General features: G+C 71.3%; 6 protein-coding genes. All 6 read right to left on the reverse strand.

Annotated features, from left to right (window positions below; all coding sequences use genetic code 11):
• Nucleotides 1-1,545, reverse strand: coding sequence for a hypothetical protein (locus IE247_RS07625; protein WP_190122177.1), 1,545 nt, complete (start codon nt 1,543-1,545; stop codon nt 1-3).
• The gene (locus IE247_RS07630) at nt 1,545-5,816 is read right to left on the reverse strand and encodes a hypothetical protein (RefSeq protein WP_190122178.1); all 4,272 of its coding nucleotides are present in this window, start codon (nt 5,814-5,816) and stop codon (nt 1,545-1,547) included. Before IE247_RS07630 ends, IE247_RS07625 begins: the two co-directional genes overlap by 1 nt.
• Nucleotides 5,817-5,819: 3 nt before the next feature.
• The gene (locus IE247_RS07635; protein WP_190122179.1) at nt 5,820-6,227 is read right to left on the reverse strand and encodes a hypothetical protein; all 408 of its coding nucleotides are present in this window, start codon (nt 6,225-6,227) and stop codon (nt 5,820-5,822) included.
• An 11-nt stretch (nt 6,228-6,238) separates the two neighbouring features.
• Nucleotides 6,239-7,072 carry a cupin gene (locus tag IE247_RS07640; RefSeq protein WP_190122180.1) on the reverse strand — a complete coding sequence of 278 codons (834 nt, stop codon included), beginning with the start codon at nt 7,070-7,072 and terminating at the stop codon, nt 6,239-6,241.
• A gap of 79 nt (nt 7,073-7,151) precedes the next feature.
• Complete coding sequence (locus IE247_RS07645; RefSeq protein WP_190122181.1) at nt 7,152-8,798, reverse strand: major capsid protein; 1,647 nt, start codon at nt 8,796-8,798, stop codon at nt 7,152-7,154.
• A 306-nt stretch (nt 8,799-9,104) separates the two neighbouring features.
• Nucleotides 9,105-12,824: a phage minor head protein gene (locus tag IE247_RS07650; RefSeq protein ID WP_190122182.1), complete on the reverse strand. Its 3,720-nt coding sequence runs from the start codon at nt 12,822-12,824 to the stop codon at nt 9,105-9,107.
• Nucleotides 12,825-12,841: the final 17 nt, after the last annotated feature.

Genomic DNA, 12,841 nt, shown 5'->3' on the forward strand with positions numbered 1-12,841 from the left:
CTAGATCGTGTCGTCGAAGCCCTTGTTGCACAGGCGGTTCGTGTTGGAGGCGGTCAGGCCCTTGTTGAACGCGCCCTCGATCACGAGGCTCGTGTGGGAGAACGACCCGAGGGCGACGGTGCAGCCGGCGGAGAACCGGCAGTTGATGACGGCGCCGGTGCCGGTGCCGGTGACCGTCGCCCCGGAGTTGATCTCGGTCCGCTGGAGGATCGTCGCCCCGGCCGGGTCGGTCAGGCTGACCGTGTGACCGGAGGAGAGGTTGCACCGGTCCATGATCAGCTGGTTCATGCCGGGGTCCACCGTGCCGGCCAGGACCAGCGCGACGGCTCCGCCCTCGGTGCGGGTGTTCTGGATCGTGTCCGTGCCCGTGCCCGCGCTGGCCGAGCGGTTCTGGCTGATCTGGCCGACGCCGATGGTGCTGGCGACGATCGCCAGAGTCCGGGCGGTGCCGATGCTGTTGGCGATGTTCGCGCCGACCAGGGAGTTCGAGATCGAGATCCCGCCCGGCCCGTTCTGCGTGATCGCCGTGTTGGTGGCGTAGAGGTGCGATCCGCTGATGCCCACGCTGCCGCCGGTCGCCGTACTCGGCTGGTTGATGACGCACCCGATGATCGAGTTGGTGATCGACAGGGTCGCGAGGGTCGCCGGGCCGCCCTGCTGGACACGGCCACCTTGGAAGATCGCCCCCGTGAACGTCACCGCCGCCCCGCTGGAGAACCCGAGGCCGGAGAAGCCGGAGTTGTTGGCGGACTGGATGATCGAGCGGATGATCGTCCGGGCGCCCGGCCCGGAGTTGGCCAGGCTGGTGCCGACCGCGGCACCGTGGAACCGGTTCCCGTCGAAGACGATCGCGCCCGAGGTCGTCGCCTGGATGTCGATGAAGAACCCGTCAACGATCTCGTTGTCCGTGATCGTGCGGGTGCCCGTGCCACCAGCGTTGTCCCGGTACCCGGCCCCGTCCCGCACCGTGTTCCCGGTGAAGGACCGCGCCCCGGAGCCGCCCGCAAGGGTCACCGTCGGCCCGGCGGACGCCGCAGCCGCCGCCTGGATGACGTTCCCGGAGAACTCCGTCCAGGCGCCCGACAGATCGACGGCCGCGCGGTCGATCAGGTTGTTGTTCACGGTGCCGGTCATCGCCGGCCAGCCGGTGAGGGCGGAGTCCGTGATCCGGTTGTTGGTGAAGTTCGCTGCTCCCCAGGGGAAGGCGCCGACGCTCACCCCGTCGCCGGCGTCCCTCACGACGTTGCCCAGGTTGTCCCGCAGCTCCTGCATCGTGCCGACGGCGCCCTGGTCGATGTCGTACTGGCCCACCCACGCGACCTGGTCGCTCGGGGTGGTGACCTTCGCCTCCATGCTGAGCCGGTTCCCGGCGACCGCGTGGAGCTCGACGAGGTTCGGGCCGGGCAGGGTCGTGCCCTGCGTCCAGTCGGAGACGACGTACGTGCACTCCTCCCGGAGGAGGCCGGCGTCCCGGAGCGCCACCACGGCGGCATGGGTCATCGGCTGGTCGGGGCACGGGTTGGAGAACCCTCCGGAGGTGGCCATCAGACTGCCACCGTCCAGTGCACCAGAACCCGGCTCCCGACGTCAGCCGTGACCGACTGGGGCGGCGACAACGTCCCCTCCTCGTTGTTCTCCCAGGACACCGTCAGGCCCGTCGGCAGGGCGCTCACCGCCGTGCCGTTCTGGTCCGTGACCGTCGCCGTCCCGGCCAGCACGGTGTACGTCAGCGCGGTGACCGTGCCGCCCGCGTCGGCCGGCGTCCAGGAGGTGCCCGCGGTGACGTCCTTGTGCTGCGCCGTCACCGCCACGGCGGCGCACGGGCCGGGCGTCCACGCGGCGGGGGTGATGACGTTCCCGCCCGCGGTGGTGAACACCTCGGCGGTCACGGTCCCGTCCGCGTCCACCGTCTCCCGGCGGATCGCCGGGGCGCCGTCCGCACACACCAGCTCCGCCGTGGTGGTCGGGCAGCACGGGCAGTCGAAGACGCTGATCGTGGCCTCGTTGAGGACCGTGCCGGTGCGCAGGTCGGTGAGGCTGTACGTGCCGTCGCAGTTGTGGACCCGGGCCGCCCGCGCGGAGTCGCCGCCGGGCAGGATCTCCGTGAAGGTGATGTTCGACTGGACGCTCAGGCCCGCGCCGGTGGGGGCGTAGTCCCAGGCGATCGTCTGGACGGGGCCGATGAACGTCAGGTCGATGATCCCGTCAGCGGCCGGCCCGCCGTCGACTCCGGTGTTCCCGAGGACCGCCGTGCCGTTCCCGGTGAGGGTGTCGAACGCCGGGGAGATGTTCCGCAGCCGCTCCCCGGAGGCCGCCCCGAAGAACTCCAGGCGGACGACCACGTTCGAGCGCAGCGCCCCGAGGTTGATGGACGTGTGCTGCGTGGCCGGCGAGGTCGCCGTGTTGCGGACGCCGTTGGCCGTGAGCGCCGCCCCGGTGTCGGGGGTGACGGTCTCGGTGACCGTGATCCCCACGCCGGCGAAGTTCGGGTTCGTCCACACCCGGGAGCCGGGCGGGGTGGTGCTGGTCGAGCCGGCCCAGTTGTCCGACAGGCGCGCGCCGGGGAGCGGCGGGGAGTAGCAGACCTCCCCGAGGACGGTCGGGCAGTCGTCGCAGCGCTTCACCGTGCCGACCGGCACATAGGGGGCGCCGGCGAGGGTGAGGTTCACGACGGCCGTGACCGCGCCCGCCGCGGTCTGGATCAGCTTCCGGACGAACGGCCCGGCGTTGTCGCAGAGGATGAACTCGCCGACGACGGCCGGGTCCTTGGGCTGGCAGACGCCGACCGTCCCCGTCGGGGCGTACGGCGTCGTCCCGTCGAGGGCGGTGTCAGCGGTCGAGAGGACGGCCCCGGTCTCGTCGGTCAGGACGTGCCGCAGGAACGGCGTCATGGCCCCGCCGGCGGCGGTGTCGCACAGGACGACGACCGCCCGGTCCACGTCCGGTGTCGGGCAGACGCCGACGGTGCCGACCGTGGTGTAGACCGCTCCGGTCAGGTCGGTGTCGTAGACCTCGGCGACGGCGCCCTGCTCGGTGTAGCGGGTGTGCCGCAGGAACGGGCCGTTGTCGTCGCAGAGGATCGTCTCCTCCGCGTCGGTGCGTCCGCAGTCCCGGGCCTCGCCCTGGACGAGGTACGGGGCACCGCCGAGGTCGGTGTCCGTCGTGCCGGTCGGGTTGCCGTTGCAGTCGTACGTGGTGCAGCGGCGGAACGGCGTCACGGACGCGGCGCACGGGATGACGTCCTGGAACTCCAGGGTAATCGTGAACTGGTCCGCGTCCCACGCCTTGACGGTCTGCTGCGCCCCGGGCGCCGTGTCGGTCTGCGCGGACTCCAGGCCGAGGTAGGCGCTGATGTTCCCGGCGACCAGGTCGGCGACGGGGACGGTGGCCGTCAGGGTCAGCGTCGCCAGGTAGCCCGGCGGCGTGTTGCTCGGCGGCCCGGCGAACGCGACCGAGGCCGCCCCGTTGTAGAGCGTCATCCCGCCGGTGCCGCCGAACCCGGCATTGGGGCCGAGCTGGTGGAGGCGGAACGAGATGTCGACCTGGACGGTCCCGGCCGGGTCGACGCACGGCGGCACCGGCGCGGTGATCAGGCCCTCGATCGCCTGCGCGGTCTGGGTGCCGGGCGGCTGGGGGCTGCCCACGGGGAAGTGCGTCGTGCCGCCGGACCAGAAAGCGGCACCGCCTCCCGGCACCTGCGGGATGCCGGGGACGTTGTGCGTCGGGGCCCGGTCGGTCGTCGTGGGCTGGCCGGCGATGGGCGGCGTCGGCGGGTTCGCCGAGCCCTCCACCACGTCACACAGCAGCTCGCACTCGGTGTCACCGCACTTGCACAGGCCGACGGTGCCGACCGGACTGTACGGCAGGCCGGCGAGGTCGCTGTCCCGGACCACGGTCAGGACGCCGTTCACGTCCGTGAGGAACGTCCGTAGGAACGGCCCGTTGTCGTCGCACAAGGTGATGGTCTCGGCGTCGGTACCCGGGTCAACGAGGGTGCGGGTGTCGCTGCCTGACGGCTCGGTGCACTGGCTGACGTCGCCGGTGACGACGTAGGGCGTGACGCCGTCGAGCTCGGTGTCTGTGGTGGCCGTCACGGTGCCCGTGCAGTCGCGGGTGAGGGTGCGCAAGAACTCGGTCCGGGAGCACGTGCCGTCGAGGTTGACGGTCGCGCCGTGGAAGTTCGCTTCGAAGGAGTTGGAGTGCAGCCCCTGCAAGGCGTAGTTGGACCAGGTGACGACCCACACGACGAGGACGAGGTTCGGGAACGCGGAGGCGGGGACGTTGCTCGCCGTCAACGACTTGAGGACGGCCGGGCCGCCCACGGGGAACTCGCTCGCCTGGAAGTACGTCCCCGCGAGCTTCGCGCCGGTCGCCTTGTTGAGGAGTGCGATCTCGGCGATGTCGTAGTCCGGGCCGGCGCTGCCCGGGTTGTCCAGCGAGGTGTTCCGCAGGTCCACCGTGAACGTGACGTCACCGGTCGCGTAGCCGCAGTCCGTGGTGAAGTCGAGGTCGGCACCGATGCTGGAGCGGAACACCGGCGTGTTGGGGCTGGCCGCCCCGGACCCCGCCGGGAACGTCAGGGCCGCCGCCGAGTCCCAGAACGCCTGCTCCTGGGCCGCCGTGGTCGGGCTCTGCGCCCACCCGCCGTTGGCCTTGAACGCGCTGAAGAACGACGTCGTGGGGATGACGGTCTGGTTCTCGGTGAGGTTGAACGTGGCCGGCGTCGAGCCGGGCAGGACCGCGGTGTCGCACAGCACCAGGTGCTCGGTGTCCCCGCAGGGCACCGGGAGGCACGGCCCGGGGGTGTAGCCGGTCGGCGTCGCCACGGGGGCGCCGCCGGTGCCGTAGAACACCTCCGTCGTGGCGTTGCCCGCGCTGTCGAAGACGCGGACGCGGTCCAGGGTGACGCCCTGGTCGCAGACCTTGTCGACCTCGACGTCCGGGCCGGCCGGCGTGCTCGCCGAGGATCCGGAGGAGCCGCAGGTGTCGCAGGACTGGGGGGTGCCGGTGAGGACGTGCGGCGTCGTCGCGTCCATGGTGAAGTCGGCGGTTGACTCGACGGTCCCGGAGCAGGTGGACACGATGCGGCGCAGGAACGGGGCGCAGGTGTCGGTGACGGCCGCGAAGGTGGTGTTCACGCCGAGCTGTGCGTGGCCGGTGACGGTGTTCCGCAGGTCCATCTCGATGGTGTTCGCGCCAGCCGCCAGCGTGACGCGCTGTGTGCCGTTGGACGGTGTCAGCGGGGAGCCGTTGACGCGGACCCCGGACCAGACGTCATCTACGGCGGTGGCGTTGAACGCAAGGTCGTAGGGGCCGGCCGTCGGGGCGTTGAACGTCTTTGTCCAGGTGTAGACGCCGGCGAAGTTCCCGACGTGGCCGGGCTGGATGTTGAACGAGAACGTCCCGGACCCGTCTGCCTCGACGATCGGCGGCGAGGGGGGTACTCCGTTGGCCGGAGCCGGGTCGGCGGAGGCGGTGAGCAGCCAGCCCTGATCCGTGTTCTGTGTGGTGTCCCAGATCGCCTGTGCCGGGCCGACGTCCTCGACCACGTCGCAGAGGACCAGCCACTCCGATGCCTTGCAGTCCGCCGGGCACGGCTGGAGGGTGCCCTGCACGACGTAGAGGGCGCCGGTGGCCGGGTTGACCAGGCGGGTGCCGGTGCGCACCCCGGTCTCGGCGTCGTAGACCGCCTCGACCAGGGCGACCGCGATCAGGTCGCCGTTCGCGTCGATGTCGCAGAGCAAGGAGCCTTCGACATCGAATCCCGGATCGCCGGCGCTGGGGTCGGGGCCGCAGGGCAGGGGCTGGACGGGCATCGGTCAGCTCTCTTCGGGGTGGACATGGCGGCGGTGCGCGGCCACGGCCCGTGGGCTTTTGAAGGTCCGGCCGCAGCAGTCCAGACCGTCATCGGGGGGCGGGTCGAGCGGGACCGAGTCGGGCGGATAGGCACTGGCGGGGACGTCGGGCAGTGGTTCGCCCGGCACGGCTTTCAGAGCTTCCGCGAGCTCCGGGAAGTCCTCGAAGTCTTCGAGGGTCGGGGTGATGTAGGGGTGGCCGTCGACTTGGGCACCGGTGAGGATGGCCTCCGGGGCGATGGCGAAGAGGTGCGCCGGTACGGCGAAGGTCGTCGGGTCGACGGTACGGATCTTCGGTGTCTGCCTCACGGCCCAGCGGGCGAATGCCTGCCGCTGCTCGGGGGCGGGCTGGACGCGGATGATGTCGGTCACCATGGGTCTCCTCAGTCGGTGCACAGCTTCACCCGCACGGCGGCGGCCCGGCAGCAGGCGATCTCCACGACGAACGTCCGCTCCGCGAGGACGCGCCGGTCATTCGTCCGGATGTTGACGCTCTGCCGGTCCTCGTCGGGCACCGGCACCACTTGCTCACGGCGGATCCGGATCGGGCTGGTGGCGTACAGCCACGCCTCCCCCGGGTCGGCGGGGGTGCAATCCGGCGGGCCGAGGTTGACCGCGTAGCCGGCTCCGAGGATCACGCAGTTCCCGAGCAAGGTGCGGGGGGTGCCGTCGATCAGGCGGACGGCGTTGCAGCAGCCGAGGAGCGCGGCGGCACCGGCGGGGACGTGGAGGACGCCGGTGCCGCCGTACTCGGTGCCCAGCCAGCCCTCCAGAGCGCCAATGCCCTGGACGACCGAGATCGCGCCGGCGGCCGGGGTCTGGTCCTCGGCGATCGTGCACAGGACTTCGCGCAGGAGCCACTCCTCCAGGGCGCGCTGCTCCCCCATCCGCAGAGTCTCGGCGGCGTGGGCGCGCGCCTCGGCGAAGGACAGGCCCATGGTGGAGCACTCGGCCCCCGCGTAGATGGTGACGGGCGCGGCGGTACAGAACCCGGGCCGGAAGAAGTCCTTCGGCGGGACGACACCGGGGGACTCGTCGTCATCGGGGCACCATGTGGTGTCATGCGCCTCCGCGCAGGACAGGGGACGCCACTCGGTGCCCAGCAGCTCGTGCGGATCCGTGGCGTCGATGATCGTCGTGCAGCCGGACAGGATGCCGTGCGGCAACGGCTCGCCCGGCACGGCCTCGACGTACCGGCGCAGACCGGCTGAGGGCATGACGCCTCCTGGGCATGGGGGTTGGGGCGCGGCGGGGCCAGGGGTGGGTCACCGGCCGCGCCGCGCGGTCAGGGGGCGGTCAGGCAGCGGGGCAGGTCAGCAGGGTCTGCGCGCCGGTCTCACCGGACGGGCAGACGGGGACGGTGACGACGCGGGTGTCGATCGACCGGTCCACCAGGGCCACGCACTCCTCGCTGAAGAGCGCGGTGTAGTCGTTGGTCACAAACTTGGTGGAGTCGTGGACGACGCCGAGGTTGACCTCTTCGCCGCGGCCGATCTGGAGCTGGCCGGCCGGGTACATGAGGAACTGCACCGAGGTGGGCCAGTCGACAGCCGGGGTGGGGCCACCGATCTCTGCCGGGACTGCGGGCGGGAGGGCGCGGGCCCACTGGATCCGGGTGTTGATGGCGGTGTACGGCTCCTGGACCATGGCCGCAGTGACCTCGTCGGGCTTGATGCCGTTGCGGCGCGCGAGGTCCGTGAAGAACAGATTCCTCGTCCACCAAGGGAAGACGACCTCAATCGCGGTTCCCTCACAGAGGCTGTGGCGCTCGATCAGGTCGGCGGTCTGGAGCGCGACGGCTCCGTACACGGCCGCCATGGCACCCCAGGTGGCGGCGATGGTGACCGGGGTGGCAGTGGCGACCGCAGCGGCGAACAGCTCCTGGCGGAGCCGGATCTCGTGTGCGGTGATCGCGTTGCGGGTGTACCAGTCGACCAGCTCCGGGAAATGCCTTTGCGTCAGGATGCCTGCTTCGAGGCAGACGCCGACCGCCTCACAGCGGACCTCAGTGGGCTCCGGGCACGGGATCTTGAAGCAGGGCTTGGTTGAGCCCGCGATGTCGTCGGCCTCGGTGTGCACCCAGGTCATGGCGGCGACATCGAGGCTCAGCGGCTTGAAGTACCGCAGCCCGCCGCGCGCGAGCTGGATTTCCGGGGCGTCCCACAGCATGTCCGGGCACGCGGTGTCGATCAGGTCGTACACAGTCTCGGACGGGGCGCACCAGCCGCCGGAGGCCACGAGGTCCTTCTGCGGAAGGCGTCGCTGGTCGGCCGCGCGCATCGCGACCGTGGTGCCCTCCGGTGCGGAGGAGGAGTCGGTGACGATCAGCTCCGGCGGGTACGGATGCCGGTAGCTGATCACCTGGCCGACGCCGCCGCCGGCCGTCTTGAGGGCGTTGGCGCGGGCGATGATGCCGGAGGTGACCGCGCCGAAGTCGATCCGCTGGCCGGGGGTGAAACCCGGGACATCGACGGCGGCGGTGATCTCCGTGGTCGGCGCGGGCGGCGGCGGCAGGACGCTGGGCTGCCGGCGGCGGATGCCGGACAGGTCCAGGGCCGGGCGCTGCACCACCGCCGCAGCAGTCGCCGCAGCGGGCATCGGCTCCGGAGCGGGAGCCTGCGCGGGAACGGTGGGAGGCTCTTCGTCGGCCGCCGCCGTGGTCTCTTCCGGCGCGGGGTCAGGCTCGGGGTCTGCGCCTCGGATCTGGGCGGCGAGGGCGTCGATCTCAGCGGCGGCGGCCTCCGCAGCCTGGTGGCGGGCGGCCTGCTCGGTACGGATGTCATCGACGCAAGTCGCCAGGGCCCGCAGGGACTCCAGGTCCCCGGGGGTGACCGTGGTGGACTGGGAGGTCGCGTCGAACGCGCTGACTGCGCCGGCGAGCGCGTCGTTGAGGCTGTCGTCGCTGAGGGCCTTGATGTCTTCTGGGATCTCGAATGCGGCCATGGCCGGGCACTCTCCAGTGATGGATTGAGTGCCCGGCCCACAACCAGCGGCTCGCAGGGTCGCGCTCCAAGGAGTGATTCCCCGCGTTCAGCATAGCCCGACAAGATGCCGTATATCCGGCTCGTGTCAAGCGTCACGACTTGGAGTGATTGATCTCTTTTGTTCCCGATTCGCGGACCGTGCTTCCGGGGTACCGCTTCGACACCGCATTCGCTGTGCCCTCCGATGAGGAGGTGAACAGCACCTTCCCGGTCCCTTCGGCGACCACCTCGAACCGGTTCCGCTTCTTGCCGCAGGAGCAGGGCATCACACACCACCTCTCGTCGGGGTACCGCTGGCCGCGAGGGCAAGCCGGGCCGGGCCGATCGACCATGCAGTCAGGCGCTCCAGCTCGGCGCGCGCCTCGGCCTCGTGCTGGTCCTGGCGGCGGCTCAGCGCGGCCAGGAGGGTATCGAGGGACTGATCGCTCATCACCTCGCCCATGCCGGACAGTGTCCGGACACCGGTGTCCGGGCTGTCCGGACGATGTCCGGGCAGGTCAGCACCAAAGCGCGGTACCGGAGCGGACAATGTGTCCGGGGTGTCCAGGGCCACGGCGGCTGACGCCGCGAGCGCGAGGTTGGAGCGCTCGGTCACCGTGCTGGCGAGCAGTGGAGAGGAGTGCGCCGGCACCGGGACGGAGAGCACCGCGCGCAGCTCGTACCGGCCGCCTCTCTTCCTCATGTGGTAGCTCGGCTGGCAGTCCTGGAATACCCTGCGGTCCCACTCGGAGAGCCAGGGGGCGGCAGCACCGGAGAACCACATGCCGCCCGAGTTGATCCCGACGGTGACGATTCCGGCAACCGTGCGGGTGTCGTCGAACTGGCAGGCACTCGTTTCACATTCCGCGCCGTCGCGGTGATGGCCCACATTCATGGTGAACGCGCCTGTCCTGACGGTGCGGCCGTCATCCAGCTCGAACCGGGTCCGCAGGAAGTGAGAGAGGTCGATCCGGCCCAAAGATTCGAGGGTGACCTTGCCCGGCATTCCGGCGTGCGGTTCGCCCTTGCGCGCCACCCATCCGTAGATCCGGCCTGCCGCGTAATGCACGCCTCCGGACCCGGGCGGCAGCTCGGCCGCGGTGGGCTCGCGGAACCATGCCGCGGGCATCGGCGGCAGGTCGCGCATCGCGGTCCAGGCCGACGCCGTCATCTCATCGTCCGCATCCTCGTCGTCCCACGGGGGCCGGATCGAGGGGTCGTCGTACGCCTCCGCGAGCCGTTCGTACAGCTCTTCCACTCGGTCGTGGATCTCCTCGCGGTCCTCCGGCGGCAGGTCGACGCCGCCCATCGCACCGTCGAGGACGCCCGCGATCGCGTACACCGCGTGGGCGACGATGTGCAGCTCGCCGTCGAAGACGTCGGCGAACCCGAGCTTGTACGCGGCGAGGGTCGCCGGGTCGGCCTCCGGATCCCTGTAGAGGAAGGCCGCACCGAGCTTGGCCGCGTCCACCACGTCATCGTCGCCGGTGGCCCAGGCGAGGACCTTGCTCTTCGCCGCGTCGCCGTCCCACGGAGTGTCAGGGTCGTCGTGGACGGGGAGGTCGAGGTCGCCGGACATCGCAGCGGCGAGGACGCCCTCGGGGAGCGTCGACCCGGCTCCGACGTAGAGGCCGGGGGCGAGGCGGATGATCCGGCCGGCGCGGGCGGCGCGGGTGAGGTGCCCGCGCACGGTCTCCATGCGCATGCCGAGCGCACGGGCGATCTCGCGGGCACCGACCGCGACCGGGGCGGACTGGACGTAGCGGACGACGTGCATGTGGGCGTCGCTCGGCCCGGCGGCGGAAGCGGTCTGCTCTTCACCGGGATCGTCGAGGACGATGCGGGCCTTGTCGTAGGCGGGCATCGCCACGAGGGTGGCACCGCGCAGGCGAGCCCGGGTGACCCTCAGCAGCAGGTCGCCGGAGTTCTCGCGGTGAACGACGGTGCCCCGGCTCGTGTCGTCGGGGTCGCCGGCGGCGGCAGTGAGCGCGCCGGTCCCGGCGAACGCGGCGTGCACAGCAGCGGCCGGGAGGCTGCCGTCCGGGCCGGTAATGAGCTGGACGGTCGTCGCCGCGCGGGAGAGCGCCACGCCGGACGCGGTCCAGTCCCCGGCCGTCGTAGCGGTGAGCGCCCACGCGCCGTCGTTCAGGCGCATGAGCGACGCGGAGGAGAGCGAGGCGACGGCCTGGACGTCGTCGAGTTCGCCGTCGTCGGGGTCGGCTCTGTTGACGAACTCCACCGAGACGTCGTCCAGGTCCACGCTGACGCCGAGCGGCGCGCCCTCCTCCAGCAGCATCAGCGCGTCCGCCCCGGCCGGCCTGTTGGTGTAGAGGACGCCGGTGCCGGGGATGCGGTCGCCGTCCCGGCCGACGGTCTGAATCGCCCCGGCGAGTTCAGCGCCCTGGTGGCCGCTCAGCATCTCGTCGGCGTACTGAAGCGGCCACGGCCCGCTGTCCCAGTAGAGCGCGCCCGGGGCGAAGACCCTGCCGTCGCCGGTCTCCGTGTTCTCGAACGCGAGGGCGGCGTCGCCGGGGGTGGACCAGGCGCGTGCCGTCATCTCGGGGGCCCGGACCGGATGGTCGTCCTCTACTGGAGGGAGGCCGAGCGGGATGTCGGTGTAGTCGCCCGCGAACCCGACTCTCAGCCGGTCGAACCGGATCGGTCCCAGGCGGTCGTTGAGAGCCGTGAGGAGGGTCTCGTCGCGGGAGTAGGCGGCGCAGACGTGCGGCTGCCACGGCGTGTGCTGGGCAGGAAGAGCCGGCTGATCGTGCATGTCCTCCAGGGCATGGACAGCCGTCCAGTGGGCGCTGCTGAGGGTGGGGGCGTCCGGCGGCCGGTCGGGGTCATCGCCTACGGACCACACCCAGCACGGCTCGTCGCGGTCGGCGTTCCACTGGTTCGCGCCGAACGCCCGGCCGTAGATCGGATCATCCCCGAGACCGTGACCTTCGCCCTGATCGAGGAGGCAGTCGATCAGGCCGGAGCGCTGCTCTGCGCTCCAGTCGGCTGCCTCGCCGAGGTAGAAGAGCGTGAGGTGCAGCTCGTCGGCGGGGGTCGCACCGGGGGCGGCGAGGGCCAGGCGCTCGATGTCCTCCGGGCAGGGGACGAGCGCGATCATCGCGCCCGTGTGACCGTCGCCGGCGGCGGTCACGGTGTCGGCTGTCTCCACACTGCTCTCCTCTGATTCGAAGACGTGTCCCCGGACAGGATCCTTCGGTTCGTAGGCAGATGCTCGGTTTTCAGGTGCAACTGTAAGGCGGCAGCGGCAGTTGATGACTAGCTCTGGCGGCGCGGTCGGATCGCCGGGGGCCTGCATCGGCACGCCGCCGACAACGAACGGGTCGGCCAGGAGCTGAAGCTGCCCGTCGACCTGGTCATGGGCGCTCCGGACCCGGTCGTCGTGCCGGGTCACCCACTGCTTCACCAGCGGCCGGTCGGGACCGGACAGGGCCTGCGCGGCGGCCAGAGTCGCTGTGTTCCATGCCCGGGTGGATTCCGTCATCCCGATCCGCTCCTCGCGGCCGGGGCCAAGCTGCGCTCCCTCCCGGCTGAACGCGTCCCGCAGCCGCGCGCGGAGCTGGTCGACATCCTCACCGGCGTCGACACCGGCCGCGAGTTCCCGGCGCGCGGCCTCCGCGAGACGGTCCCCGACCGCGCGCAGCAAGTGCTCCGTGGTCTCCACGTATCGGCCGATCCCGTCCGGGAGAGGCCGGCCGTCGTCGTAGCGGCCGGGGAGGTTGTCCCAGCCCTCCGGGAGTTCGGTGTCGAGGTCTTCGGCGGTGACCTCGGCCGCGGTCTCCGCGACGCCGAGGAAGCGGCGGACGAGGCCAGAGATCCGGGCACCCCACATGCGGCCGATCCGCCCGACGGAGAACCTCGCCGCCACCAGCTCGGTCGCGTCCCTGACCGCGTCGGCGAACTCGTCCGCCGTGGCAGTGAGGGCCTCCGCGACCGCTGCGGCGACGGTTTCCTCGGCCTGGGTGATCTGGCTGTCACGATCCGGCACGGCGCACCTCCTTTCGC

This window comes from Streptomyces inusitatus (assembly GCF_014651115.1).
Taxonomy (GTDB): domain Bacteria; phylum Actinomycetota; class Actinomycetes; order Streptomycetales; family Streptomycetaceae; genus Streptomyces; species Streptomyces amakusaensis.